Source organism: Paraburkholderia sp. JPY465 (genome assembly GCF_050436725.1).
GTDB classification, from domain to species: domain Bacteria; phylum Pseudomonadota; class Gammaproteobacteria; order Burkholderiales; family Burkholderiaceae; genus Paraburkholderia; species Paraburkholderia youngii.
In genome coordinates this window covers 2422875-2447324 of record NZ_JBNDMT010000003.1, presented here as the reverse complement: position 1 = coordinate 2447324, position 24450 = coordinate 2422875, and the positions used below count along the sequence as shown (strand labels likewise).

Annotated in this window: 25 protein-coding genes; 10 read left to right on the top strand and 15 right to left on the bottom strand. The window is 64.0% G+C overall.

Going from position 1 to position 24450, the window contains the following annotated elements; all coding sequences use genetic code 11:
* Positions 1-224: 224 nt before the first annotated feature.
* The 3 genes from QFZ94_RS25995 to QFZ94_RS25985 all read right to left on the bottom strand — a co-directional run bounded on the left by QFZ94_RS25995 (position 225) and on the right by QFZ94_RS25985 (position 2020).
* The gene (locus tag QFZ94_RS25995; RefSeq protein WP_429460495.1) at positions 225-701 is read right to left on the bottom strand and encodes a GNAT family N-acetyltransferase; all 477 of its coding nucleotides are present in this window, start codon (positions 699-701) and stop codon (positions 225-227) included.
* 8 nt (positions 702-709) lie between these two features.
* Positions 710-1111 (bottom strand): cupin domain-containing protein, encoded by a 402-nt coding sequence (locus QFZ94_RS25990; RefSeq protein ID WP_368587369.1) that lies wholly within the window; start codon positions 1109-1111, stop codon positions 710-712.
* An 81-nt stretch (positions 1112-1192) separates the two neighbouring features.
* Positions 1193-2020, bottom strand: a complete 828-nt coding sequence (locus QFZ94_RS25985) for an AraC family transcriptional regulator (protein ID WP_429460492.1) — start codon at positions 2018-2020, stop codon at positions 1193-1195.
* Positions 2021-2348: 328 nt separating this feature from the next.
* On the opposite strand from QFZ94_RS25985, the gene QFZ94_RS25980 reads away from it, so the two are divergent.
* The 5 genes from QFZ94_RS25980 (at position 2349) to QFZ94_RS25960 (ending at position 9010) form a co-directional block, all read left to right on the top strand.
* On the top strand, positions 2349-4589 hold the full coding sequence (locus QFZ94_RS25980; RefSeq protein WP_410850576.1) for an NADP-dependent isocitrate dehydrogenase: 2241 nt from the start codon (positions 2349-2351) through the stop codon (positions 4587-4589).
* Between the two features lie 145 nt (positions 4590-4734).
* On the top strand, positions 4735-5670 hold the full coding sequence (locus QFZ94_RS25975) for a spermidine synthase (RefSeq protein ID WP_368587372.1): 936 nt from the start codon (positions 4735-4737) through the stop codon (positions 5668-5670).
* 296 nt (positions 5671-5966) lie between these two features.
* On the top strand, positions 5967-6209 hold the full coding sequence (locus QFZ94_RS25970; protein ID WP_176366947.1) for a DUF3311 domain-containing protein: 243 nt from the start codon (positions 5967-5969) through the stop codon (positions 6207-6209).
* On the top strand, positions 6206-7756 hold the full coding sequence (mctP, locus tag QFZ94_RS25965; RefSeq protein WP_429460490.1) for a monocarboxylate uptake permease MctP: 1551 nt from the start codon (positions 6206-6208) through the stop codon (positions 7754-7756). The genes QFZ94_RS25970 and mctP overlap by 4 nt, the downstream gene beginning before the upstream one ends.
* Before the next feature lie 129 nt (positions 7757-7885).
* Complete coding sequence (locus tag QFZ94_RS25960; protein ID WP_429460488.1) at positions 7886-9010, top strand: FUSC family protein; 1125 nt, start codon at positions 7886-7888, stop codon at positions 9008-9010.
* A gap of 40 nt (positions 9011-9050) precedes the next feature.
* On the opposite strand, the gene QFZ94_RS25955 is transcribed toward QFZ94_RS25960, so the two are convergent.
* The 5 genes from QFZ94_RS25955 to QFZ94_RS25935 all read right to left on the bottom strand — a co-directional run bounded on the left by QFZ94_RS25955 (position 9051) and on the right by QFZ94_RS25935 (position 14198).
* Positions 9051-9470 (bottom strand): VOC family protein, encoded by a 420-nt coding sequence (locus tag QFZ94_RS25955; protein WP_429460486.1) that lies wholly within the window; start codon positions 9468-9470, stop codon positions 9051-9053.
* 224 nt (positions 9471-9694) lie between these two features.
* Positions 9695-10648 (bottom strand): transaldolase, encoded by a 954-nt coding sequence (gene tal, locus QFZ94_RS25950; RefSeq protein ID WP_368587376.1) that lies wholly within the window; start codon positions 10646-10648, stop codon positions 9695-9697.
* A gap of 224 nt (positions 10649-10872) precedes the next feature.
* Positions 10873-12093, bottom strand: a complete 1221-nt coding sequence (locus tag QFZ94_RS25945; protein WP_368587377.1) for a benzoate/H(+) symporter BenE family transporter — start codon at positions 12091-12093, stop codon at positions 10873-10875.
* A 61-nt stretch (positions 12094-12154) separates the two neighbouring features.
* Complete coding sequence (locus tag QFZ94_RS25940; RefSeq protein WP_429460482.1) at positions 12155-13330, bottom strand: vWA domain-containing protein; 1176 nt, start codon at positions 13328-13330, stop codon at positions 12155-12157.
* A 25-nt stretch (positions 13331-13355) separates the two neighbouring features.
* Positions 13356-14198, bottom strand: coding sequence for an AAA family ATPase (locus QFZ94_RS25935; RefSeq protein ID WP_176109203.1), 843 nt, complete (start codon positions 14196-14198; stop codon positions 13356-13358).
* A gap of 315 nt (positions 14199-14513) precedes the next feature.
* Here QFZ94_RS25935 and QFZ94_RS25930 point away from each other — a divergent pair, with 315 nt between their 5' ends.
* Together QFZ94_RS25930 and QFZ94_RS25925 are read left to right on the top strand one after the other, a co-directional pair.
* Positions 14514-14882 carry a c-type cytochrome gene (locus tag QFZ94_RS25930; RefSeq protein ID WP_013088844.1) on the top strand — a complete coding sequence of 123 codons (369 nt, stop codon included), beginning with the start codon at positions 14514-14516 and terminating at the stop codon, positions 14880-14882.
* A 45-nt stretch (positions 14883-14927) separates the two neighbouring features.
* Positions 14928-15308 (top strand): c-type cytochrome, encoded by a 381-nt coding sequence (locus tag QFZ94_RS25925; protein ID WP_368587379.1) that lies wholly within the window; start codon positions 14928-14930, stop codon positions 15306-15308.
* A gap of 100 nt (positions 15309-15408) precedes the next feature.
* On the opposite strand, the gene QFZ94_RS25920 is transcribed toward QFZ94_RS25925, so the two are convergent.
* The 3 genes from QFZ94_RS25920 to rsxB all read right to left on the bottom strand — a co-directional run bounded on the left by QFZ94_RS25920 (position 15409) and on the right by rsxB (position 17583).
* A complete protein-coding gene (locus tag QFZ94_RS25920; protein WP_013088846.1) occupies positions 15409-15843 on the bottom strand; it encodes a DUF1841 family protein in 435 nt (144 codons plus the stop codon).
* A 146-nt stretch (positions 15844-15989) separates the two neighbouring features.
* Positions 15990-16634, bottom strand: coding sequence for an endonuclease III (gene nth / locus QFZ94_RS25915; protein ID WP_368587380.1), 645 nt, complete (start codon positions 16632-16634; stop codon positions 15990-15992).
* Between the two features lie 43 nt (positions 16635-16677).
* Positions 16678-17583 (bottom strand): electron transport complex subunit RsxB, encoded by a 906-nt coding sequence (gene rsxB / locus QFZ94_RS25910; RefSeq protein ID WP_429460479.1) that lies wholly within the window; start codon positions 17581-17583, stop codon positions 16678-16680.
* 241 nt (positions 17584-17824) lie between these two features.
* Between rsxB and QFZ94_RS25905 the strand changes: the two genes are divergently transcribed.
* Complete coding sequence (locus QFZ94_RS25905; RefSeq protein ID WP_042327581.1) at positions 17825-18457, top strand: TetR/AcrR family transcriptional regulator; 633 nt, start codon at positions 17825-17827, stop codon at positions 18455-18457.
* Positions 18458-18580: 123 nt separating this feature from the next.
* On the opposite strand, the gene QFZ94_RS25900 is transcribed toward QFZ94_RS25905, so the two are convergent.
* The 3 genes from QFZ94_RS25900 to QFZ94_RS25890 form a co-directional block, all read right to left on the bottom strand.
* Complete coding sequence (locus QFZ94_RS25900) at positions 18581-19858, bottom strand: polyhydroxyalkanoate depolymerase (RefSeq protein ID WP_184227669.1); 1278 nt, start codon at positions 19856-19858, stop codon at positions 18581-18583.
* Positions 19859-20037: 179 nt separating this feature from the next.
* Positions 20038-21927 carry a glycoside hydrolase family 15 protein gene (locus tag QFZ94_RS25895; protein ID WP_429460477.1) on the bottom strand — a complete coding sequence of 630 codons (1890 nt, stop codon included), beginning with the start codon at positions 21925-21927 and terminating at the stop codon, positions 20038-20040.
* Positions 21928-21996: 69 nt separating this feature from the next.
* Entirely contained in the window at positions 21997-22137 is a 141-nt protein-coding gene (locus QFZ94_RS25890; protein WP_429460475.1) for a hypothetical protein, read from the bottom strand.
* Positions 22138-22172: 35 nt separating this feature from the next.
* Between QFZ94_RS25890 and QFZ94_RS25885 the strand changes: the two genes are divergently transcribed.
* Positions 22173-22418, top strand: coding sequence for a hypothetical protein (locus tag QFZ94_RS25885; protein ID WP_013088852.1), 246 nt, complete (start codon positions 22173-22175; stop codon positions 22416-22418).
* 233 nt (positions 22419-22651) lie between these two features.
* On the opposite strand, the gene QFZ94_RS25880 is transcribed toward QFZ94_RS25885, so the two are convergent.
* Positions 22652-22804, bottom strand: a complete 153-nt coding sequence (locus QFZ94_RS25880; RefSeq protein WP_075296265.1) for a DUF3096 domain-containing protein — start codon at positions 22802-22804, stop codon at positions 22652-22654.
* A 265-nt stretch (positions 22805-23069) separates the two neighbouring features.
* Between QFZ94_RS25880 and QFZ94_RS25875 the strand changes: the two genes are divergently transcribed.
* Positions 23070-24389 (top strand): lactonase family protein, encoded by a 1320-nt coding sequence (locus QFZ94_RS25875; RefSeq protein ID WP_429460472.1) that lies wholly within the window; start codon positions 23070-23072, stop codon positions 24387-24389.
* The last annotated feature ends 61 nt before the right edge of the window (positions 24390-24450 follow it).

Genomic DNA, 24450 nt, shown 5'->3' with positions numbered 1-24450 from the left:
ATTGGCTTGGTTGTATAGACAAGATAGCGAATTGAAGAGGGTGGCGGAACTAGGGATTTTGCTGAGGACGAGCGACACGCATTCAAGAAGAGCGGGCGTTTCCGCGTTAAGCGAAATTCGAAAGCGGAATCGGAGCGGCCGCTGGAGCAGTAGATGTATATTCAACTTAGGCGCGCTGTGAGAAGGTTCAAGATGAGCGACGCCGCGCCGCGCGCGCCGCGCCGTCAAAGCTCGAGTGCAAGAAACCTCGTGCCCTCGACCGGATTTGCGTAGAAGGGCGCGATTTCTACGAACCCCAATCGCTCGTAGATGCGCTGCGCGAAAGCGGTTTTCGGCACCGAGTCGAGGACCAGCTTCGAGAAGCCCAACGATTTTGCCTTCCCGATCACCGAGTTCACCAGCGTTTCCCCGAGACGCATCCCTCTGAATGCGTCGCGAACGAAGAGGCGCTTGATTTCGGCGGTCCCGGCACTATGGCGCAGCAGCCCCGCGCAACCGGCGAGTTCGCCGCCGGCATCGGCGACGAAGAACATGCCGGATGGCAACGTGTAAACCGCTTCGAACGCGTCCATTTCGGCATCGAATCCACGGTACGACAAATCCAGATCCAGCCACTGGACATACTCGCGGATCACGGCGACGAGCTTGCACGTATCGGCGGGGAAAACGGCTTCGCGAACGATCGGCGGCGGCGTTTGCATGGCGGCTCTCAAATCCATACGTCGTTTTCGGCCGTTCTTTCGTTGGTCGTATCGCCGGTGTTCACGACGCCACGCGGTTCGATCAGCAGCAGCTTCACTTCGGAGCCGGCATACGGCTTGTGCTCGACTCCTTTTGGAACCACCGCCATTTCACCGGCAAGCAGTTCGATCGAGCGGTCGCGAAAGTCGATGCGCAAGCGGCCTTCGAGAACGATGAAGGTCTCGTCGGTGTCGGCATGCCGGTGCCAGACGAAATCACCCTCTATCTTTACGACCTTGAACTGATAGTCGTTCATTTCGGCAACGACGCGCGGCTGCCAGTGATCGTCGATCTGACGGATCTTGTCGAGCAGATTGATCGTCTTGTACTGGCCGCGTTGCTCGGGTTTCGGCTGGGAATCGCTGTGCATGGTGGCTCCATTCGGGGGATATCTGGAACAGAGCTTAGGCTGGCCGCCGGCGAGTGTCTTGAACGATCGTGCAAGCTTGTGCTAGCCGGCGCGACGATCGCTCGTCATCACGAGCCAACGCGCGGGCGGGATCCCGTATGCGTGACGAAAATGCCGGGTCATGTGGCTCTGGTCGGCGAAGCCGGCCGCTGCCGCCGTGTCCACGAGGGAAACGCCGCGCAGCATCATCGCGCGCGCCGCTTCGAGCCGGCGCATGACCAGGTAGTGATAGGGGCTGGTGCCGTAAAAGGTTCGAAAATCGCGCGACAGGCTCCAGCGGTCCTGTCCGCTGACGGCGGCAAGTTCATCCAGCGTGACGACGCGGCTGCTCGATGCATGAAGATATTCCCGTGCCCGCTGCGCTGCCGCGAAATCCGCGGACCTGCGCGCAGCTCGGGCGTCCGACACGCTATCCAGCGCGAGCGCGAGACCGGCGAGCGCGTCGTCGCGCTCGAGCGGCTCCGCGTCGCCGCGCATCTGGCGCAGTGCTGTCTTCGTCGCTTCGAACAGCCGTGGATCGTTCGTGACTCCGCCTTCGACGAATGGCAGCGGCCGGCCGCCGAGGACCTCCTGGATGGCGGCTGGCTGCACGTAAATCATCTGATAACGGAATCCCTCCTGCGTGCCGGCCTGACCGTCGTGCGCTTCGTCGGGATGCAGCACCATCGTCTGTCCGGGCAGGCTGGTGCGCAAGCCGCGCCGGTAGTGAAAGCACTGAACGCCGGCGAGCGTCAGGCCGATCGCGTAGGTGTCGTGCCGATGCAGCGAGTACGCATTGCCGTGGAAAAAGGCTTCGATGCGTTCGACTCCGCCGCTGGTTTCCGAACGGGAAATCCAGTCGGATTGGGCTTTGCTGGTATCGCCGTCCATGACGCTCTCCGGCTTCGATTGACAGATCTGCGGGAATCCCCGTACATCAGCTCATTGTATCGATGTGGACGTGCGACGCACGGGAGGTCCGGTCCGCGCGCTTTTCCGTCAGCCCAAAAATGAGGCAGAATCAAGACGTGCGACCCGCTGCGCGACGCAGTCCGCCGTGTTCGCTTAATCGTTCCGCTTTGGGGTTCCAGGGCCCCGCGTCGCCATCCGCCGCGCACAGCGTTTGTGTCCTCGTGTTGTCGTTTTCCTGATCGACGCTTGCGCATCCTGCCGGTATCACGCGCGAGATGCCTCTCAACCGCCCGCCCAGAGCCTAGCAATGACGACCCAGCAACCGACCATCATCTACACCCTCACCGACGAGGCCCCGCTGCTCGCGACCGCCGCGTTCCTGCCGATCATCCGGACCTTCACCAGGCCGGCCGGCATCGAGGTCGAGACCAGCGACATCTCGGTCGCGGGCCGCATCCTCGGTGAGTTCCCCGAGTTTCTGACCGAAGCGCAGCGGGTGCCCGACAACCTCGCTGAACTGGGTCGCCTGACCTCGTTGCCCGACACTAACATCATCAAGCTGCCCAACATCAGCGCATCGGTGCCGCAACTGACGAGCGCGATCAAGGAACTGCAGGCGAAGGGCTACAAGGTGCCCGACTATCCGGAAGATCCGAAGACCGACGCCGAGAAGGCGATTCGTCAACGCTACTCGAAGTGTCTCGGCAGCGCGGTCAACCCGGTGCTGCGCGAGGGCAACTCGGACCGTCGCGCGCCGGCCGCGGTGAAGAACTACGCGCGCAAGCATCCGCACAGCATGACCGAATGGAGCATGGCGTCGCGCACGCACGTCGCCACCATGCGGCACGGCGACTTCTATCACGGCGAAAAGTCGATGACGCTCGATCGCGCGCGCGACGTGAAGATGGAACTCGTCACCAAGGACGGCAAGACGATCGTGCTGAAGCCGAAGGTCGCGCTAGAGGACGGCGAGATCATCGACAGCATGTTCATGAGCAAAAAGGCGCTGCTCGCGTTCTATGAAGACCAGATGGAAGACGCTCGCAAGACCGGCATGATGCTGTCGCTGCACGTGAAGGCGACGATGATGAAGATCTCGCATCCGATCGTCTTCGGCCACGCGGTGAAGGTGTTCTACAAGGACGCGTTCGCGAAGCACGGCAAGCTGTTCGACGAACTCGGCGTGAACGTCAACAACGGCCTCGTCAATCTGTACGAGAAGATCGAGACGCTGCCGGAATCGCAGCGCGAGGAAGTGATCCGCGACCTGCACGCGTGCCACGAGCATCGTCCGGAACTGGCGATGGTCGATTCGGCGAAGGGTATCTCGAACCTGCACGCGCCGAACGACGTGATCGTCGATGCGTCGATGCCGGCGATGATTCGCGCCGGCGGCAAGATGTGGGGCGCCGACGGCCGTCCGAAAGACACCAAGGCGGTGATCCCGGAGAGCACCTTCGCGCGCATCTACCAGGAGATCATCAACTTCTGCAAGACCAACGGCGCGTTCGATCCGGTCACGATGGGCACGGTGCCGAACGTCGGCCTGATGGCGCAGAAGGCGGAAGAATACGGCTCGCACGACAAGACCTTCGAAGTGCCGGAAGACGGCGAGGCGCGCATCGTCGATCTCGCGAGCGGCGAGGTGCTGCTCACGCAGAACGTCGAGCAGGGCGACATCTGGCGCATGTGCGAAGTGAAAGACGCGGCGATCCGCGACTGGGTCAAGCTCGCGGTCACGCGCGTGCGCAATTCGCGCACGCCTGCCGTGTTCTGGCTCGATCCGTATCGTCCGCACGAAGCCGAGCTGATCAAGAAGGTCGAGGCTTACCTAAAGGATTACGACACCACCGGCCTCGACATCCAGATCATGTCGCAGGTGCGCGCGATGCGTTACACGCTCGAGCGCGTCGTGCGCGGGCTCGATACGATCTCGGTCACCGGCAACATCCTGCGCGATTATCTGACCGACCTGTTCCCGATCATGGAGCTGGGCACGAGCGCAAAGATGCTGTCGATCGTGCCGTTGATGGCGGGCGGCGGCATGTACGAGACCGGCGCGGGCGGTTCGGCGCCGAAGCACGTAAAGCAGCTCGTCGAAGAGAACCATCTGCGCTGGGACTCGCTCGGCGAATTCCTCGCGCTCGCGGTGTCGCTCGAAGAGCTGGGCATCAAGACCGGCAACAACCGGGCGAAGATCCTCGCGAAGACGCTCGACACCGCAACCGGCAAGCTGCTCGACAACAACCGCAGCCCGAGCCCGAAGACGGGCGAGCTCGACAATCGCGGCAGCCAGTTCTATCTGGCGATGTACTGGGCGCAGGAGCTGGCCGCGCAAACGGACGATGCCGCGCTCGCCGCGCAGTTCGCGCCGCTCGCGACACAGCTGACCGCCAACGAGCAGGTGATCGTGGCGGAGCTCGCGTCGGTGCAGGGCGCGCCGGCGGACATCGGCGGCTATTACAAGCCGGACTTCAACAAGCTCGAAGAGGTGATGCGGCCGAGCCGCACGCTGAACGAGGCGCTCAAGGCGGTGCGCGTCGAGTGACGTGATGGGTGTGAAGTGAGCTGATGTGCTGATGTGCTGATGTGCGCACGGGCCGCCGGCGGGCGGCTCGGAGCGATCGTGCGCGCCGCGAATGCTATGCTCTCGGTCGACCAAAAATCATGCGCCCGCGGCGCGACATCCACACATGACGAAACTGATCAAGCGCGCTTCGGCCGAGGCGCGCGCTTTCCGTAACCGGGACGCCGAAGCCATCGGCGGTAAGCAGAAAATGGCGCCCAGACAGGCGCCAAAAACCGCGCGCAACGCGAACCGCGCCGTCGATCATGAGCTTCACGACGCGCCGCAAATCGAAGCGCCGCGCAAGCCGCGCTTCGCACCGGTGACGTTCTCCGAAGAGGGCGGCGTGCGCTACCTGCATTTCGGCACGGAATGGGTGCAAGGCGCGATGCGCCTGCGCAAGCCGGATCACATCGAACTCGAATACGCGCAGCAGATGATGGCCTGGCTGCTGTTCCTCGAAACGCCGAAGCGCATCGTGCAGCTCGGGCTCGGCGCGGCGGCGCTGACCAAGTTCGCGCATCGCTTCCTGAAGAGCGCGAAGGTCGAGGCCGTCGAGCTGAATCCGGCGGTCGTGGTGGCCGCGCGCACGATGTTCGAACTGCCGCCCGACGATGCGCGCCTGACCGTGCACGAAACCGACGCGTGGGACTTCGTCAACGAGAGCGCGAACCACGGCACCATCGGCGCGCTGCAGATCGACGTCTACGACGCGACCGCGCGCGGCCCGGTGCTCGACAGCGTCGGCTTTTACCGCGCGGCGCGCGCGTGTCTGACCGACGCGGGCATCGTCACGGTGAATCTGTTCGGCGATCACCCGAGCTTCGTGCGCAACATGAAGCGCCTGAACGAAGCCTTCGACGGCCGCGTCGTCGCGCTGCCCGAAGTGCACGACGGCAACCGCATCGCGATCGCGTTCTCGGGCCCCGCGCTCGACGTGCCGTTCGCCGCGCTCGACGCGCGCGCGAAGCTGATCGAAGCCGAGCTCGGCTTGCCGGCGCGCAAGTGGATCAAGGGCCTGCGCGAATCGACGGGGCAAACGGGCGCATCGTTTGCGATCTGAGCGCTGAATTCCCGTCCGTGAACGGAGAATCAGACGGCCGTGCCGGCGTATCAGTCGGCACGGCCGTTTTGCTTCCGGTATTTTTTTCACGTCGATGCTGCGGCGTCATCCAGTCTGCATCGTTGGACGCCAATGTGCCTCGGGGTCGCCCCGGCTTGACCGGGCGTTCGCCACTCCTATACTCTTTCGAGGCTTTCGGGGAGCCCGTGGCGGACCGCGGGACGACCACCCGCTGAGTTCCTCCTCCCGTCGACCACGGGCAGATAAATTCAAAATAGGAAAAAACAGGAGACGTCATGGCTCACGACGCCGACGTGAAGAAAGCCAGCAAGCACTGGCTCTGGCTATTGCTGCTACCGTGGATCGCGATGATCTGGGTGCCGTCCTACAACCGGATCGAGCCGCAGCTGTTCGATTTCCCGTTCTTCTACTGGTACCAGCTGCTGTGGGTGCTGATCAGCGCGGTCATCACCGCGTTCGTCTATGTGAAGACCAAGTCCCGCTATACGGGTCGCCCGAACGGGGGCGCACAACGATGAACCCCATTGCAACTTTCGTCTTCGTTCTGTTTTTCATCGGCGTCACGATTCTCGGTTTCGTCGCGGCCCACTGGCGGCGCGGCGATCTCGCGCATCTCGAAGAGTGGGGTCTCGGCGGCCGGCGCTTCGGCACGATCGTCACGTGGTTCCTGCTCGGCGGCGACCTGTACACCGCGTACACCTTCATCGCGGTGCCGGCGCTCGTGTTCGGCGCGGGCGCAACCGGCTTCTTCGCGCTGCCGTACACGATCCTGATCTATCCGTTCGCGTTCGTCGTGTTCCCGAAGCTGTGGAGCATCGCGAAGCGCCACGGCTACGTGACGTCGGCGGACTTCGTGTCGGCCCGCTACGGTAGCCGCATGCTGGCGCTCGCGGTCGCCGTGACCGGCATCGTCGCGACGATGCCGTACATCGCGCTGCAGCTGGTCGGTATCGAAGTGGTGATCGGCGCGCTCGGTTTCGACACCACCGGCTTCGTCGGCGATCTGCCGCTGATCATCGCGTTCGCGATCCTCGCGGCGTACACGTACACGTCGGGCCTGCGCGCGCCGGCAATGATCGCGGTCGTCAAGGACATTCTGATCTACGTGACGATCTTCGCCGCGATCATCGTGATTCCGCCGCAGTTGGGCGGCTTCGGCCATATCTTCGGCGCGGTGCCACCGGCCAAGCTGCTGCTGAAGTCGCCGGACGTGTCGAGCCTGAACGGCTATAGCGCGTACGCGACGCTCGCGGTGGGTTCGGCGCTCGCGCTGTTCCTGTACCCGCACTCGATTACCGCGGTGCTGTCGTCGAAGTCGGGCAACACGATCCGCCGCAATATGGCGTTGCTGCCGGCGTATTCGCTGGTGCTGGGCCTGCTCGCGCTGCTCGGCTTCATGGCGCTCGCGGCCGGCGTGAAGGACATGCCCGAGTTTGCGCCGTACTTCAAGGCCTTCGGCCCGAACTTCGCAGTGCCGGCGCTGTTCCTGCACTTCTTCCCATCGTGGTTCGTCGGCGTCGCGTTCGCGGCGATCGGTATCGGCGCGCTGGTGCCGGCGGCGATCATGTCGATCGCGGCGGCGAACCTGTACACGCGCAACGTGCACAAGGAGTTCATCAACCGCAACATGACGCACGAGCAGGAGACCAATGTCGCGAAGCTGGTGTCGCTGATCGTCAAGGTCGGCGCGGTTGCGTTCATTCTGGGTCTGCCGCTGACCTACGCGATCCAGCTGCAGCTGCTCGGCGGGATCTGGATCATCCAGACGCTGCCGGCCATCGTGCTCGGTCTCTACACGCGGGTGCTCGACTATCGGGGTCTGCTGCTCGGCTGGGCGGCAGGCATCGCGACCGGTACGTGGATGGCGATTTCGTTGAACCTCGCGGGCTCGATCTTCACGATCCATCTGTTCGGCATGGCGATTCCGGGCTATGCGGCGGTGTGGTCGCTGATCGTGAACCTCGTGGTGTCGGTGGTCGTGAGCCTGATCGTGCGCGCGGTGGGCATGCAGCGCGCCGAGGACCGCACCCGTCCGGAGGACTACCTGGACGTCGTCGAAGGCTGATTCCGGCTGCAACGTTACGGTCTGAAACACGCAACGCCCGCCGACGCGAGTCGGCGGGCGTTTGTGTTTGCGGGGTACTCCAGGGCAGGATAGCGGAACCGTCCTTTCACGCGTTTGCCGCGCCCCACCATGGCTGCTGCCGATACTCCCACTGTGATCCCCCGCCGCGCGGCGCTGAGCCGGATGGTGCGCGCGGTCACGTCGCCGTATTACCGGTACCGCCACGCGAAGGTGCTGCATAGCCTGCGCGTCGGCCTCGCGATGCTGGTGTCGATTCTGGCGACGACCGGAATCGATATCCCGCACGGCATCTGGTCGTCGGTGACGCTGCTGGTGGTGATCGGCGGCTTGCAGCATCACGGCAATATCCGCAAGAAGGCGGCCGAACGCGCGGCCGGTACGCTGCTCGGTGCGTCGATCGGCCTGTTGCTGATCGTGCAGCAGAACTTCATTGGCTCGCTGCCGCTCACCTATGTGCTGGAGGCGATCATCGCGTCGATCTGCGCGTGGTTCGCGATCGGCTCGTCCGGCTATATCGGGCTTCTGACCGCGATCACGATGTGCATCGTCGCGGGCCACGGCGACAACCTGATCGATGTCGGCCTGTGGCGCACGCTGAACGTGCTGATCGGCATCGTGATCGCGCTGGCGTTTTCGTTCGCGTTTCCGCTGCACGCAACGTATTCGTGGCGCTACGGGCTGGCCGCCAATCTGCGCGAATGCGCTGGCATCTACGCGCGCCTGCTCGACGGCGAGACGATCACCGAAGAAGAGCAGGTCAAGCGCTTTCTGCGGATCAACAAGCGGCTCGTGCAACTGCGCTCGTTGATGCCGTCGGTCGCAAAGGAAATCGACGTGCCGCAGTCGAGGCTCGAGGAGATCCAGCGACTGCATCGCTCAGTGCTCAGCTCGCTCGAGCTGCTGGCCACCGGGCCGCTGATGAACGCCGCCGCCGCCGCGCGCAGCGCCTATGCAGCGCAGTGCGGCGCCGAGGTGCGGGCCGTGCGCGCGATCCTGTTGTCCACCGCGCGCGGGCTGCGCTTCGGCCGTCCGTCGCGCTTCGGCATTCCGGCCGCGGCGCCGCTCGCGAAGGGGCATGGCGACGTGACCACCGCGTTGCCGCCCGACTGGCAAGGGCCGTACTGGCTCGGTCAGCGGCTCGCGGAGCGGGTGGACCGGCTGCGTGCGCTATTGCTGGAGACCGAGCCGAACTGGAACATCGAGCGGCACGAGCGGGCGACGCGTGGCGGGTAGGTGGTCGAGCGGTCGAACCCAAAGGCTCGGCCGCGAAGCCTCAAGCCTGCTGCGGCAGCGTGACCATCCACATCATGCCGAAGCGATCCACCACCATACCGAAGCCCTTGCTCCAGAACGTTGGCTGGAACGGCATCACGACCTGGCCGCCATCGGCGAGCGCGTTGAAGCATTTTTCCGCCGACGCGCTGTCTTCGACGGTCAGCGACAGGCTGAAGCCATTGAACGGGCCGGCCGCCGGATCGCAGTTGCCGTCGGAAGCCATCCACGTGCTCGAGCCCAGCTGCACGTTCGCGTGCATGATCTTGTCGGCGAGCTCGGGGCGGGGCGGGTTTTGCGCATCGGGTGGCGCGTCCTTGAACAGCATCTTGAAGGTCACCTGGGCGCCGAGTTTGTCGGTGTAGTAGTCGAGCGCTTCCTGGCAACGGCCGTTGAAGAACACGTAGGGCTGAACGTACATGATCGTCTCCTTGGGTCAGGCGTTGGGCGGGCGCCGTCGGTCCTCGCCAGCTCGGGCGGGGAGGGGCGTGCAGTCGATTGTAGTCGCGGCGTAAACGGGGAGCGGCGCTGAGCCGTGAGGTTCAGCGCCGCCTGTCATGGATGGCTTTCGAGCGGAGCGGGCGCAGCGCGGCGAGCGCGAACGTGAAAGTCACTCAGCCAGCCACGTCCGTCGCCCGCGGCACCTCAGCGCAGCGTGTCGATCAGCTTTTCCAGCTTGATTGCGTCCGCGGCGAACGTGCGGATGCCTTCGGCGAGCTTCTCGGTCGCCATCGCGTCGTCGTTGACGAGGAAGCGGAACGACTTTTCGTCGACCGGCACGCGCTCGATGTCCGCTTGGTGCGATGCCTCCGGCGACAGCTTGCGCTCGATCTTGTCGGTGCTGTCGTGCAGTTTTTGCAGCAGGTCCGGGCTGATCGTCAGCAGATCGCAGCCAGCCAGTTCCAGGATCTGCGAGGTCGTGCGGAAGCTCGCGCCCATCACCTCGGTCTTGTAGCCGAACTTCTTGTAGTACGCATAGATGCGGCGCACCGACTTGACGCCCGGATCGTTGGGGCCGCCGTCTTTCGCTTCGTCCCACGCGCTGCCGGCGCTCTTCTTGTACCAGTCGTAGATGCGGCCGACGAACGGCGAGATCAGCTGCGCGCCGGCTTCCGCGCAGGCGGCAGCCTGCGGGAGCGAGAACAGCAGCGTCATGTTGCAGCTGATGCCTTCCTTCTGCAGCACCTCGGCCGCGCGCACGCCTTCCCACGTCGATGCGAGCTTGATCAGCACGCGGTCGCGTTCGATGCCGTGCTCCTTGTACAGCGCGATCAGTTCATGGGCTTTCTTGATCGAACCTTCGATGTCGAACGACAGGCGCGCGTCGACTTCGGTCGACACCCGCCCGGGGATGATCTTCAGGATTTCGGTGCCGAACGCGATCAGCAACTGGTCGATGATCGCACCGACCGGCTTCGACGCATGCGCCTTCACGGTCTTTTCGAGCAGCGGCCGGTAGTCGTCTTTCTGCACGGCCTTCAGAATCAGCGACGGATTAGTGGTCGCATCGCGCGGCTTGTACTGCGCGAGCTGCTGGAAGTCGCCAGTGTCGGCCACCACGGTGGTGTATTGCTTGAGTTGGTCGAGTGCGGTTGTCATGTTCGGGCCTTCAGGGCGCATGTGCGCCGTGGTTCAGGAGAAATGAGGATGCCACCGCGCCGGCTGGACAAAACACAGCAATCAGCCGGCGCCGGCGGCCGCGGGTCAAGCCGCAGCGCGTCCCGCGATGGCGCCGGGAAACGCTGCCGGATACATCTATTCTATGGCGGATCGCCGAGGACGGCATGAACACCGGGTACGGACAGCCGGGCGCGGTGTTCCGTTCACACGCGGCGCGCGTTCAGCACGACTTGCGTGATCACGCCGGCGACGAGCCCCCAGAACGCCGAGCCGATCGACAGCAGCGTGAGCCCCGAGGCGGTCACCATGAACGTGACGAGCGCCGCCTCGCGCTGCCGCGTATCGTGCATCGCATTGGCGAGGCCGCTCATGATCGAGCCGAACAGCGCGAGCGCCGCGACAGAGACGACCAGCTCCTTCGGAAACGCCGCGAACAGCGCGGCGATCGTCGCGCCGAACACGCCCGCGAGCAGATAAAAAATGCCGCCCCATACCGCCGCCGTGTAGCGGCGCGCGGGGTTTTCGTGCGCTTCCGGGCCGGTGCAGATCGCCGCTGTGATCGCCGCAAGATTGATGCCGTGCGAGCCGAACGGCGCGAGCAGCAGCGACGCGACGCCGGTCGTCGCGATCAGCGGCGCGGACGGGGTCGTATAGCCGTCGGCGCGCAGCACCGCGATGCCCGGCACGTTCTGCGAGGCCATCGCGACCACGAACAGCGGAATGCCGATGCTCACGCACGCCGCCACCGAAAACGACGGCATCGTCAGCACCGGATGCGCGAGCGCGACGTGAAAGTGGCTGAAGTCGAGCAGCCCGAGGCCGCCGGCGGCTGCCGTGCCGACCACGAGCGTGCTCGGAATCGCGTAACGCGGCGCAAACCGTTTGACGATCAGGTAGGTGAAGAACATCGTCAGCACGAGCGCGGTCTGGTACTGCGCGGCGCGGAAAATCTCGATGCCGATTTCGAACAGGATGCCCGCGAGCAGCGCCGCCGCGAGGCCGGACGGAATCCGCTTCATCAGCGCGTCGAACCAGCCGGTGACGCCGACCAGCGTCAGCAGCGCCGCGCAGAAGATGAACGCGCCGATGGCCTGCGCATACTCGACATGCGGCAGCGACGACACCAGGAGCGCCGCGCCCGGCGTCGACCACGCGATCACGATCGGCGCGCGAAAGCGCAGCGACAGGCCGATCGTACAGAGGCCCATGCCGATCGACAGCGCCCAGATCCACGACGAAATCTGCGCGTCGCTCAGATGCGCGGCCTGGCCCGCCTGGAACATCAGCACGAGCGAGCTCGTGTAGCCGGTCATCGCCGCGACGAAGCCCGCGACGATCGTCGACAGCGACGTATCGGCGAGCGGATTGAAGCGCCTCTGCGGCGCGGCGGCGGGGGACAGCTGGGGCGACGGGGACGAACTCATGCGAAGGCTTTGTTGTTGTGGAAGTTGAAGCGTCGGGACGCGGGTTCCGGAACGACGGGCGTTACTTGCTCAGCACCCGCATGGCCGTCTCCAGGCCCGCGAGCGTCAGCGGATACATGCGGTGGCCCAGCACTTCGCGTATCGCGCTGACCGACTGCCGATACGGCCACAGTGCTTCCGGTTCGGGGTTCAGCCACGCGAAGTGCGGGAAGTGATCGGCGAGCCGGCGCAGCCATACGGCGCCGGCCTCGGCGTTGTTGTACTCGACCGAGCCGCCCCGCTGCAACACTTCGTACGGGCTCATCGTCGCGTCGCCGACGAAGATCAGCTTGTAGTCCGGCGTGAACCTGTGCAGCACGTCCCACGTGGGCGTGCGCTCGGCGTGGCGGCGGCGGTTGTTCTTCCACAGGAAGTCGTACACGCAGTTGTGGAAGTAGTAGAACTCGAGGTGCTTGAACTCGGCCTTCGCGGCGGAGAACAGCTCCTCGGTGCGCTTCACGTGATCGTCCATCGAGCCGCCGACGTCGAGCAGCATCAGCACTTTCACGTTGTTGTGCCGCTCGGGCACCATCTTCAGATCGAGCCAGCCGGCGTTCGCGGCGGTGCTGCGGATCGTGTCGGGCAGATCGAGTTCTTCCGCGGCGCCTTCGCGCGCGAAGCGGCGCAAGCGCCGCAGCGCGACCTTGATGTTGCGTGTGCCGATTTCGACCTGGTCGTCGTAGTCGCGATACGCGCGCGCTTCCCAGACCTTGACGGCGGTGCGATTGCCGGCCGCGTCGCCGCCGATGCGCACCCCCTCGGGGTTATAGCCGCCGTTGCCGAACGGCGACGTGCCGCCCGTGCCGATCCATTTGTTGCCGCCCTCGTGGCGCTCCTTCTGCTCGTCGAACAGTTCCTTCAGACGCTCCATCAGCTTGTCGATGCCGCCCATCGCTTCGATCTGCGCTTTTTCCTCGGGCGACAGATCGCGTTGCAGCTGCTTCTTCAGCCAGTCGAGCGGAATCTCGAACGCGAGCTCCGAGCTCGCCGCGACACCGTTGAAAAAGGCGCCGAACGCCTGGTCGAACTTGTCGAAGTACTGCTCGTCTTTCACGAGCGTGATGCGCGACAAGTAGTAGAACTCGTCGAGCGACGGCGCGATCACGTTGGCCTTTAGCGCTTCGAGCAGTGTCAGGTATTCCTTCACCGAGACCGGCAGCTTGGCGGCGCGCAGCGAGTAGAAGAAGTCGATCAGCATGCTAGGGCCTGCGGCGCGGGGGCGCTCAACGGTTGTTGCGGTTCATGAACAGCAGCCGCTCGAACAGGCCCACGTCCTGTTCGTTCTTCAGCAGCGCGCCGTGCAGCGGCGGCACGATCTGCTTGTGGTCGGCCGAGCGCAGCGCTTCGGGCGGAATGTCTTCGGCGAGCAGCAGCTTGAGCCAGTCGAGCAGTTCGGAGGTGGACGGCTTCTTCTTCAGCCCGGCGACGTTGCGCAGTTCGAAGAAGCTCTGCAGCGCGGCGGCGAGCAGATCCTTCTTGATGCCGGGGTAGTGCACGTCGACGATCTGCTGCATCGTCGTCGCGTCCGGAAACTTGATGTAGTGAAAGAAGCAGCGGCGCAGGAACGCGTCGGGCAGTTCCTTCTCGTTGTTCGACGTGATGATCACGAGCGGGCGATGCTTCGCGCGCACCAACTCGCGCGTCTCGTACACGTAGAACTCCATGCGGTCGAGTTCGCGCAGCAGGTCGTTCGGGAATTCGATGTCGGCCTTGTCGATCTCGTCGATCAGCAGCACGCTCTGCTCGTCCGATTCGAACGCCTGCCACAGCACGCCCTTGACAATGTAGTTGCGGATGTCCTTCACGCGTTCGTCGCCGAGCTGCGAATCGCGCAGACGCGACACCGCGTCGTATTCGTACAGGCCCTGCTGGGCCTTGGTGGTCGACTTGATGTGCCATTGCAAAAGCGGCATGCCGAGCGCGGCGGCGACTTCCTCGGCGAGCATGGTCTTGCCGGTGCCGGGCTCGCCCTTGATCAGGAGCGGACGCTTGAGCGTCATCGCGGCGTTGACCGCGAGCTTGAGGTCGTCGGTGGCGACGTACTGCGATGAGCCTTCGAAACGCATGGCGAGATGCTCTTGTGCGGGAAAAAACCCAGTATAAGTCAGAAGGCCTGTTGGCCTGAAACCGGCTCACGTATGGTGTGAGCCGCGCCGGGTAGACGCGCTGGTGCCGCTGTGGCGTCATCGTGAAGCCGCCGCGAGCAGGGCGCGCGGCCCGTCCAGACGGGCGTTGCGCGGCTCCCGCGCGTTGTGGACGTTCGGCGCGGCGTCGCGGTACAATGGGCCCGATTTTTTTGGCCTGCGTGGCCACCTTATAAGAAGAACGGCCGGACCGCTGCCTTTGTGGGCACCCGTTTCCCCTCAAGCCAGGTTACATCTATGAATAAATTCGTCGGCAAACACGTCGTGATCGCAGCGCTGTCGGTGCTCGCGGGGTACGCGGTCAGTGCGCAGGCAGCGGATGTCGTAGGCAACGCCAAGGCGGGCCAGGACAAGGTCGCGATGTGTATCGGCTGCCACGGCATCCCTGAATACCGCACGGCTTATCCAGAGGTTTTCCGCGTGCCGAAGCTCGGCGGGCAAAATCAGGCCTACCTCGAGATCGCGCTGCGCGCCTACAAGAAGGGCGACCGCCATTTCGACACGATGCACGCGATCGCGACCTCGCTGTCGGATCAGGACATTGCCGACATTGCCGCCTACTACGCAGCGCAAACTGCCGCTTCGAAAAACAATCCCGACAAGTGATCGGCGTCGGTCACAGTACATCCAATTCGCGGGATAGGAGATTTCATGATCAAGCCCCAACAGGCACTCCACACGGTATTCAAGGCCGTCGGCGCGGCGGCGGTAATCGGTCTGGCCATGGCGAACGTCGCGCACGCGGCTGACGCGGGCAACGGCAAGGTGCTCGCCGACAGTCATAACTGCGCGGCCTGCCACGGTCCCGGCCTGAACAAGCCGGTGAGCCCGGAGTATCCGAAGCTGGCCGGTCAGCACTCCGACTATGTGTACTGGGCGCTGCGTCAGTACCAGATGGGCACCGGCAATCCGCACCTCGGCCGCAACAACCCGATCATGCAGGCACAGGTGCAGAGCCTGTCGCTAGGCGACATGAAGGACATCGCCGCTTACGTCGAATCGCTGGAAGGCGACCTCGTGCAGAAGAAGTAAGCGTAGGGCGCGGGTTTCGCGCCGCGGCTTCAAAAGCAAAACACCCCGCCTTGGCGGGGTGTTTTGCTTTGAGGGCATCGAGCCGGGGTATCCAGCCGCTTCAGTCGCGCGTCGCGCGCCGTTCGATACGCTGCAAATACGCGTCCGTGTCCGGCGGCGTGCCGGTGCGCTGCGCTTCCCAGATGGTTTCGCCGAGGCAGTCCATGATCGCGTGCTGCGCCTCGTGCGTCGAGCCGAGGCGTGCGGCGAGCCGCTCATGGGCGGCGCGAATGCCGGGCGGCTGGTCGATCGACAGTTGTTCAGAGATCGCCAGATGCATCGACAGGTGCAGGAACGGATTGGTCTGGCCGCGCTCCGGCGAATAGTCCTGCGCCTGGGCAGCGGGGGCGTCGGCGAGGTCGGCGTGATACTCGGGATGCTCGACGATCCAATCGGCGGCGATCGCCTCGAGCGGCGTCAGAATCTCGCCTTGGCGCTGTTTGCGCCAGGTGTCGGTGAAAAAGAGGCGAACTTCGTCGCGGCTGGGATTGAACATCGTGGAACCGGTGCGTGGGAGTGGGGCGTGCGCGGAGCGCGACGGCGTGTGTACGCAGTGCGCACCGCGTGTAAAGCATCATTTTACGCGGCGGCCGTTCGGGCTGCAGGCGCGCTGCGCGGTCTGCGGTTTCGACTGGGCCGCCGTTAAAGATCGGGCGGCGGAGTCTTCGGCCGGAACTCGCACAGCGGCTCGATCACGCAATGCCAGCATTCCGGCCGGCGCGCCTTGCACACGTACCGTCCATGCAGGATCAGCCAGTGGTGCGCATCCTTCCTGAATTCGGCGGGCGTGAATTTTTCGAGGGCCGCCTCGACCGCGCGCACGTCCTTGCCGGGCGCGAGGCCGGTGCGGTTCGCGACGCGGAAAATGTGCGTGTCGACCGCGATGGTCGGATGGCCGAACGCGGTGTTCAGGATCACGTTGGCCGTTTTGCGGCCGACACCCGGCAGCCCTTCGAGGGCCTCGCGATCCTCGGGCACCTCGCCGCCGTACTGGTCGAGCAGGATGCGGCAGGTCGCGATCACGTTCTTCGCCTTCGTGCGATACAGGCCGATCGTCTTGATATAGCTCGCGACACCTTCCTCACCGAGTTCCAACACCTTCTGCGGCGTGTTCGCGACCGGGAACATCCTGCGCATCGCCTTGTTGACCGACACGTCGGTTGCTTGTGCCGACAGCAGCACCGCGATCAGCAGCTCGAACGGCGTCGTGTACTCGAGCTCGGTGGTCGGGTGCGGATTCAGGCTCTGAAGCGTTTCGTAGATCGCGCGGCGTTTGTTCGCGTTCATGCGGAGCGGGTCCGTGTGGGTGGGAAGGTTGCGCCGGGGGCGGTCAGCGCGCGCTCGGCGGCGAGCCGGACGGCGGCTTTGAATCATCGGACTCGTTCGACGACGGCTCCGAGCCGTGTGTGTCGTCGCCGCTGGCAAGACCGAGACGGCGGCGGCGCGCTTCGGCGGCGTCGATCTGCGCCTGCACGTCGGCGCTGACGTTCTCGGTGTTCAGCGGTCCCTGGCCTTTCGCGGCCATTTCTTCTTTCTTCTTGCGCGCGCGTTCGAGCGCGGCCTGGATGATCGCGCGTTTCTTCGCTTCGGCGTCGTCCGCGATCGGGGCGGCGGGGGCCTCGGACGGCGTTGTCGCGCCGCTCGCTGGAGCCGCGCCCGACGCGGCCGCCCCCGGCGCGCTCGCACTCGCGGCTCGCCGCGCCGCAGCACGCGCTTCGGCGGCGTCGCGCTCGCGCGCGAGACGGCTCTCGTGGCGGTTATGACGCGCCCGCGCCGCGTCTGCCTCGCTCTGGCTCCATGCATCCCAGCCGGTGGCCTGGCCGGTCACGGGCAGCATCGCGATGCAGTCGACCGGGCAGGGCGGCACGCACAGGTCGCAGCCGGTGCAGAGCTCGGCGATCACGGTGTGCATCTGTTTCGGTGCGCCAACTATCGCGTCGACCGGACACGCCTGCATGCATAGCGTGCAGCCGATGCACACCTGTTCGTCGATAACCGCCAAGGGGCGCGGGCGTTCGACGCCATTGGCGGAATTGAGCGGAATCACCGGCTTGCCGAGCAGCGCGGCGAGGCGCGCGATCCCCTCGGCACCGCCGGGCGGGCACTGGTTATAGTTCGCCTCGCCACTGGCGACGGCTTCGGCATACGGACGGCATGCGGGATAACCGCACTTCGTGCATTGCGTTTGGGGGAGCAGATCTTCGATGCGATCCGCGAGTGTTTTGACGTCTGTCACGGTTACGGCGCGGGGGTTTGCCGTGCGATCGCACGACCTGAACTAAATAGCACATTATCGCCGATTTCCCGGATTGCCATTCGCAATCCATGTGCCATAATCGAAGCGCTTCATTCGAAAGACCGCAGAAAAGGGTGTGTTTCCCAACCACGACGCGCCCGCTAAACGCCGCCAAAAAAGAGGCTCGAGGAGAGGCCGGCGGCGCGATCCGGATAACGCGGCTCACGAAGACGATGCCACCATGAATCAGCCGAAAATCAAAAGAGATCCTGAAGGCACGAGGCGCCGCATTTTGCTTGCGGCGGCGGAAGAGTTTGCAAATGGAGGACTGTTCGGCGCACGAGTCGATCAGATCGCTCGCCGCGCCGAAACCAATGAACGAATGCTCTATTACTACTTCGGTAGCAAGGAGCAGCTATTCACCGCGGTACTCGAGCACGCGTTCAGCGCACTCAATGAAGCGGAACGCACGCTCGAACTCAACGGGGTCGCGCCCGTCGAGGCGGTTACGCGTCTCGCGCATTTCGTGTGGGACTACTACCGCGATCATCCCGAGTTATTGAGGCTCATCAACAACGAGAATCTGCATGAAGCACGCTACATGCAGAAATCGACGCGCATACGCGAAATGATTTCGCCGATCGTCGCCACGCTCGGCGGCATCCTCGAACGCGGGCAACGCGCGGGGTTGTTTCGCACGAACGTCGACCCGTTGCGTTTTTACGTGACGCTTTCGGGCATGGGTTACTACATCGTGTCGAACCGCTTCACGCTCGAAGCGACGCTCGGGCGCGATTTCAGCAGCGCCGCCGAACGCAGCGAGGTGATTCAGATGAATACCGAACTGCTGCTCGCGTACCTGTTGAGAAAGTAACGGCCCGTGCGGCGGTGATCATTGCCGCGGCCAAACATCAGTATCACGAATAAAGCGCGATAAAAAAGCCAACGGCCTCGAAGGAGACCGTTGGCTTTTTATATGCTGTTGCAAGTTTAATGCTCAGGCTTCGACTTTTTCTTTAGCCGTTTTTGCGGTCTTGTTGTGCTCGAGAATGAAGTCGCGCAATTGCGGGTAAATGATCGTGCGCCAGCGGCGGCCCGAGAAAATGCCGTAGTGGCCGCATTTCTCCGCGGTGAAGTGACGCTTGTTCTTCGCCGCAATGCCGCTGCACAGGTCGTGCGCCGCGTAGGTCTGGCCGTCGCCGGAAATGTCGTCGAGTTCGCCTTCGATCGTAAACAGCGCGGTCGTCGTGATGTCTTGCGGCCGTACCGGTTCGCCGTTGACGACCCACGTGCCCTCGGCAAGACGGAATTCCTGGAACACGACGCGGATCGTGTCGAGGTAATAGTCGGCATCCATGTCGAGCACCGCGTTGTACTCGTCGTAGAAGCGGCGGTGCGCTTCGGCGTCGTCCTCGTCGCCGCGCAGCAGGCTCTGGTAGAAATCCCAGTGCGATGCCGCGTGACGCTCCGGATTCATCGCGACGAAGCCGGTGTGCTGCAGGAAGCCCGGATATACCTTGCGGCCCGTACCCGGATAGTTCGGCGGCACCGTGAAGATCACGTTGTTCTCGAACCATTCGTACGAATGCTGCGTGGCGAGCGAATTGACCGAGGTCGGGCTTTTGCGCGCGTCGATCGGGCCGCCCATCATCGTCATCGTGCGCGGCGTGTCCTCGCCGCGGCTCGCCATCAGCGAAATGGCGGCGAGCACCGGCACGGTCGGCTGGCACACCGAGATCACGTGCAGATTCTTCGCGCCGATATGGCGAATGAACTCCTGGATATACGCGATGTAGTCGTTCAGACCGAACCAGCCGGCCTCAAGCGGCACCATGCGCGCGTCGATCCAGTCGGTGATGTAGACCTTGTGGTCTTGCAGCAACGTGCGCACGGTGTCGCGCAGCAGCGTGGCGTGGTGTCCTGACAACGGTGCGCAGACCAGCACGACCGGTTCGTCTTTCAACTGGCTGACGGCTTCGCTGTCGTCCGCGAAGCGCTTGAAGCGCATCAGACGGCAGAACGGCTTTTCGATGATCGTCTGCTCGACGATCGGAATGTTATGTCCGTCTTTAACGATCTGATGAATGTTGAACTCGGGCTTTTCATAATCCTTGCCGAGCCGGTAAAGCAGTTCGTAGCCGGCGGACAGGCGCGTGGCGCCCGGCACGTAGGCTAACGGACTGGCCGGATTCGCAAATGATTTCGATGCGGCCTGGGCCCAGGCGGTGAGGGGGCTCAAAATCGCCCGGCTGAATTCGTGCAGTTGATAGAGCATGTTTGCTCCGTTTTAAGCGGTTCGCATTGGGCTTCGCAAACACGCGTGAAGCGTTGCGGCGGGCCATTGTGGTTGTGGGCACATTGTTGTTGGCCGACAGTCGGATCGATAATATCGAACAAAGCAATCTTGTGCAATGCAACAATTCTCGCATTCAGTGTACGCAAGCTGTCACGGCGTCATGCTAGTGGCGATGCTGCTCCGCCGCTATCAGGGCTTGCCTGAGCCTCAAGCTCCATCGAGCGCATGCCGTTATGTGCCGGATGGCCGGTCGCCTGCGCCATCTCCTGCTCGTGCTTCATCAGGTTCAGGCCGGTGTGCACGAGCGCCACGTGCGAGAACGCCTGCGGAAAATTGCCGACCAGACGTTTTTCGGCCGGATCGTACTCCTCGGACAGCAGGCCGACGTCGTTGCACAGCGCGAGCAGCCGCTCGTACATCTCGATCGCTTCCTGCACGCGCCCCTGCAGCGCGAGGTTATCCACCATCCAGAACGAACACGCAAGAAAGGTGCCTTCTCCGGGCGGCAGGCCGTCATCGTATTCGTTGGTGCGGTAGCGCATCACGAAGCCGCCATGCATCAGGTCCCGCTCGATTGCCTCGACGGTGCCCTTGATGCGCGGGTCCTGCGGCGGCAGGAAGGCGACCAGCGGCATCAGCAGCACGCTCGCGTCGAGCTGGTCGCTGCCGTAGTACTGCGAGAACGCGTTCAGCTTCGGATTCCACGCCTTCTCGCAGACCTCGGCGTGGATCGTGTCGCGCGTCGCGCGCCATTCGTCGAGCGGGCCGTCGAGCTTGAACATTTCGGCCGAGCGGATCGCGCGGTCGAACGCGACCCACGCCATCACCTTCGAAAAGGTGAAATGCTCGCGGCCGCCGCGAGTCTCCCAGATGCCTTCGTCGGGTTCGCGCCAGATCGTGGTCAGATGCTCGAGCATCGCGCGCTGCACGCTCCACGCGGTGACGTCCGCCTGCAGGCCGCCCACGCGCGCGAGATGCAGCGCGTTCATCACTTCGCCGTAAACGTCGAGCTGACGCTGCCCGACCGCGTTGTTGCCGATGCGCACCGGTTTCGCGCCCTCGTAGCCGGGCAGCCAGTCGATTTCGGATTCGGGCAGGCGTCGCTCGCCGGCGATGCCGTACATGATCTGCAACTGGTCCGGCGCGCCCGCCATCACGCGGCCGAGCCAGCTGCGCCAGGCGCGCGCTTCGTCGTAGTAGCCGCCGCGCATCATCGCGAGCAGCGTGATGGTCGCGTCGCGCAGCCAGCAGTATCGATAGTCCCAGTTGCGCGTGCCGCCGAGCTTCTCCGGCAGCGACGTGGTAGGCGCCGCGACGATGCCGCCGGTCGGCTCGTAGGCGAGCGCGCGCAGTGTGATCAGCGAACGGCGGATCGGCTCGGCCCAGCGTCCTTCGACGGTGCCGCGCGCCGCCCATTCGAGCCAGTGGTTCTCGGTGCGCGCGAGCGACGTGTGCGGGTCGCGCGCGGGAGGAATGCGCAGATGCGACGCCGCATACGCGAGCGAGAACGGCACGCGCTCGCCCTCGGTCACCGTGAATTCCGCGACGGTCTTCATATCTTCGCCGTGCAGTTCGACCGGCGTGCGCAGCACCGCGTTGTCGGGGCCGACGATCGCCTTGATGCCGCTGTCGTGCTTGAGCTTGTCGACCCACGGAATCGAGAAGCCGTAGTCGAAGCGCAGCACGAGTTCCATCTTCATGCGCACGGTGCCGCGCTTGCCGACGACGATGCGGATCAGCTCCGACCAGCCGTTGCCGGGCGGCATGAAATCGATCAGCGTGACCGCGCCGTCGGGTGTTTCGAAGTCGGTTTCGAGGATCAGCGTTTCACCGCGATAGCGCCGCGTGATGGTCGGCGCGCCGTGCTCGCCCTGGGTGGCGGGGGCGATCTGCCAGCGGCCGTTGTCGGGCGTGCCGAGCAGCGCGGCGAAGCAGGCGCCCGAGTCGAAGCGCGGCCAGCAGAGCCAGTCGACGGAACCGTCGCGGGAGATGAGCGCGGCGGTATGGCCGTCACCGATGAGTGCGTAGTCTTCGAGGTGTGCAGGCATGGAAAGCGTGTCGAAAAACGAGTCGTTATTACGGACGGCGACGGCAGCCGCGCTTCGAGTGGGAGTTAATTACCGGACCACGATCGGCAGTGTTTGGTTCACCGCATAGTGCGGCAAAACGCGGGTTGGAAAATTGTCAAATCCATGCATAAAATCAGAATTCATGCCGATGTCCGGTGACCTGCCGGACTGCGAATCGGCCTTGCTCATGGCGCATGCAGACGCCGTTTCCGAGGACGAAAGCCATGCTGAACCCTTCGAAATCCGATTGCATCACGATTCTCTCGGCCGCCAGCCAGCTTGCCGGCGACTCCATGCTGCCACTCGATCATGGGCGGCTCGGCCTGAGCCGCAATGGCATGCTGGCTGCCGCGTCCTTCCTGGTCGAACGGGCCTGCTTCCGGCGCTATCAGCAGAATGCCGATCATTATGCGGTCGGCGCGCTGTCGTTGCAGGGGCGCTTGCGCCTCGAACAGCTGGCGAACGGTTGAGCCGCGGCGCCGGGCGTTCGTAGCGCGGGTTGTTCGCGTATCCGCACCTTCGCGCCACGTCACGTCGATTGTTCGCGTGGCGCGATGCCCGCTTTCCGCCTGTGTCAACCGCATGACGTAGGCCGCGCTTTCATGCGTGCGAGTGCCGCTGGCACCGCGCGAACCCTCTTTTTTCGCAAATTGATCCCGACACCGGGCGCAAATACCGCGCCCGGTATCGCGTCGCCTGTCGCTTACAGATGCGACGAGCCCACGCCGAAGATCCCGATGACGCCGATGATGATCAGGTAAAGCGCGACGATGTAGTTCAACAGGCGCGGCATGATCAGAATCAGAATGCCGGCGATCAGCGAAACGAGCGGGCCCAGGCTGAGAGTGACGTTCATGGAGACTCCGTAGTTGACACGCGTGATGCGCGATTGAGAAAACGCTTGAAAAACGCCCCGGCTTGCGGGACCAAAGCCGCTGGCGCAGCCCGCACGTCAGCGGTGGATTCACTGCATGATCCGACCCAACGCTCTTATACTGACTTCGACAATAAAACGCGGAACGACGCTCGATTGGCGGCGCGGCAGACCAGACACCGTTATAACCGCTCGTACCCCGGCTCGTACGCGAGCCCGTACAGACAACCGATGTCGAGGAGGTCTCATGCTTCACCGTCGCCGTGCCGCCGGGTGTGTTGCCGCGCGCCCAGTTCCGACTTCCGCTTTTACTTCTGTTCTTGCCAGTGTTGCCGTACGCGGTTCGGGTCCGCGTGGCGCGGACCGCGTCGCCCGTTCGATGATAAAAGGTTTCCTGCTCATGGTTTCGATGCTTGCTTCGCACGCGTATGCGCAAGATTCTGGCCCGGTCCCCGCGGACGGCGTCTATACGATGCTGGTCGGCACTTACACCAGCGGCAGGAGCGAGGGCATCTACGTCTTTCGCTTCGACACGAAGACCGGCGCGGCGACCCAGGTGTCGGTCGCGCAGACGGTCAATCCGTCGTTCCTGGTCGTGAGCCGCGACCGCCGCTTCGTCTATTCGGTCAACGAACTGCCCGGCGACAATGGCCCGGCCACGCAGCGCGGCAACATCAGCGCGTTCGGCTTCGATGCCGCGCGCGGCCAGCTGACGTTTCTGAACAAGGTGTCGTCCGATGGCAATGACCCGTGCTATCTGAGCATCTCGCCGGACGGCAAATATCTGCTGACCGCGAACTATTCCGTCGCGCCCGACCCGGGCGGCAGCTTCGCGGTGTTTCCGCTGCAGGCGAACGGCCAGGTGGGCACCTCGGTGCAGACCGTGCATCGCGAGGGTGGCGGGCCGGTGAAAGGGCGGCAGGACAACTCGCACGTGCATTCGACTGTGTTCTCGCCTGACGGCCACTATCTGTTCGCGCAGGATCTCGGCGCCGACAAGCTGTACTCGTACCGTTACGCGCCGCAGAGCAGCGCCGGCGCGGGCCCGTTCGTCGTGACGGACTGGGGCTATGCGCAGCAGAAAGCCGGCACGGGTCCACGCCATCTGATCTTCAGCGCGAACGGCAGGCACGCATATCTGACGAGCGAACTCGCGGCGACCGTCAGCACGTTCGACTACGACGACGGCAGACTGAAGCTCGTGCAGACGTTGCCATTGAGCGAGCCCGGCTTCAAGGGGCAGGTGGCCGCGGCGGCGATCCACATGTCGCCGGACGGACGCTTCGTGTATGCGTCCAATCGCGGCGACGCGAACGAGATCGTGATCTTCTCGGTCGATCCCGCCAATGGGCGTCTGAAGCAGATCGGGCGGCAGTCGAGCCTCGGCAAATCGCCGCGCGAGTTCACCATCGATCCGACCGGCAACTGGCTGATCGTCGGCAATCAGTTGAGCGACACGGTCTACGTGTTCAAGCGCGATCAGCAGACGGGGCTGCTCGATCCAAATCCGAAGCAGCATTTCGAGCTCGGCGCGCCGGTGGATTTCAAACTGGTGTCGCCGTCGTAACGCACGGCACGCGCGGGTAAAGAAAAAAACGGACAGCTCACGTCGTGAGGCTGTCCGTTTT

Coding starts and splice junctions, on each gene's coding strand:
- QFZ94_RS25995 (WP_429460495.1), bottom strand. CDS start 701: ATGCAAACGCCGCCGCCGATCGTTCGCGAAGCCGTTTTCCCCGCCGAT.
- QFZ94_RS25990 (WP_368587369.1), bottom strand. CDS start 1,111: ATGCACAGCGATTCCCAGCCGAAACCCGAGCAACGCGGCCAGTACAAG.
- QFZ94_RS25985 (WP_429460492.1), bottom strand. CDS start 2,020: ATGGACGGCGATACCAGCAAAGCCCAATCCGACTGGATTTCCCGTTCG.
- QFZ94_RS25980 (WP_410850576.1), top strand. CDS start 2,349: ATGACGACCCAGCAACCGACCATCATCTACACCCTCACCGACGAGGCC.
- QFZ94_RS25975 (WP_368587372.1), top strand. CDS start 4,735: ATGACGAAACTGATCAAGCGCGCTTCGGCCGAGGCGCGCGCTTTCCGT.
- QFZ94_RS25970 (WP_176366947.1), top strand. CDS start 5,967: ATGGCTCACGACGCCGACGTGAAGAAAGCCAGCAAGCACTGGCTCTGG.
- mctP (WP_429460490.1), top strand. CDS start 6,206: ATGAACCCCATTGCAACTTTCGTCTTCGTTCTGTTTTTCATCGGCGTC.
- QFZ94_RS25960 (WP_429460488.1), top strand. CDS start 7,886: ATGGCTGCTGCCGATACTCCCACTGTGATCCCCCGCCGCGCGGCGCTG.
- QFZ94_RS25955 (WP_429460486.1), bottom strand. CDS start 9,470: ATGTACGTTCAGCCCTACGTGTTCTTCAACGGCCGTTGCCAGGAAGCG.
- tal (WP_368587376.1), bottom strand. CDS start 10,648: ATGACAACCGCACTCGACCAACTCAAGCAATACACCACCGTGGTGGCC.
- QFZ94_RS25945 (WP_368587377.1), bottom strand. CDS start 12,093: ATGAGTTCGTCCCCGTCGCCCCAGCTGTCCCCCGCCGCCGCGCCGCAG.
- QFZ94_RS25940 (WP_429460482.1), bottom strand. CDS start 13,330: ATGCTGATCGACTTCTTCTACTCGCTGCGCGCCGCCAAGCTGCCGGTC.
- QFZ94_RS25935 (WP_176109203.1), bottom strand. CDS start 14,198: ATGCGTTTCGAAGGCTCATCGCAGTACGTCGCCACCGACGACCTCAAG.
- QFZ94_RS25930 (WP_013088844.1), top strand. CDS start 14,514: ATGAATAAATTCGTCGGCAAACACGTCGTGATCGCAGCGCTGTCGGTG.
- QFZ94_RS25925 (WP_368587379.1), top strand. CDS start 14,928: ATGATCAAGCCCCAACAGGCACTCCACACGGTATTCAAGGCCGTCGGC.
- QFZ94_RS25920 (WP_013088846.1), bottom strand. CDS start 15,843: ATGTTCAATCCCAGCCGCGACGAAGTTCGCCTCTTTTTCACCGACACC.
- nth (WP_368587380.1), bottom strand. CDS start 16,634: ATGAACGCGAACAAACGCCGCGCGATCTACGAAACGCTTCAGAGCCTG.
- QFZ94_RS25905 (WP_042327581.1), top strand. CDS start 17,825: ATGAATCAGCCGAAAATCAAAAGAGATCCTGAAGGCACGAGGCGCCGC.
- QFZ94_RS25900 (WP_184227669.1), bottom strand. CDS start 19,858: ATGCTCTATCAACTGCACGAATTCAGCCGGGCGATTTTGAGCCCCCTC.
- QFZ94_RS25895 (WP_429460477.1), bottom strand. CDS start 21,927: ATGCCTGCACACCTCGAAGACTACGCACTCATCGGTGACGGCCATACC.
- QFZ94_RS25890 (WP_429460475.1), bottom strand. CDS start 22,137: ATGAGCAAGGCCGATTCGCAGTCCGGCAGGTCACCGGACATCGGCATG.
- QFZ94_RS25885 (WP_013088852.1), top strand. CDS start 22,173: ATGCTGAACCCTTCGAAATCCGATTGCATCACGATTCTCTCGGCCGCC.
- QFZ94_RS25880 (WP_075296265.1), bottom strand. CDS start 22,804: ATGAACGTCACTCTCAGCCTGGGCCCGCTCGTTTCGCTGATCGCCGGC.
- QFZ94_RS25875 (WP_429460472.1), top strand. CDS start 23,070: ATGCTTCACCGTCGCCGTGCCGCCGGGTGTGTTGCCGCGCGCCCAGTT.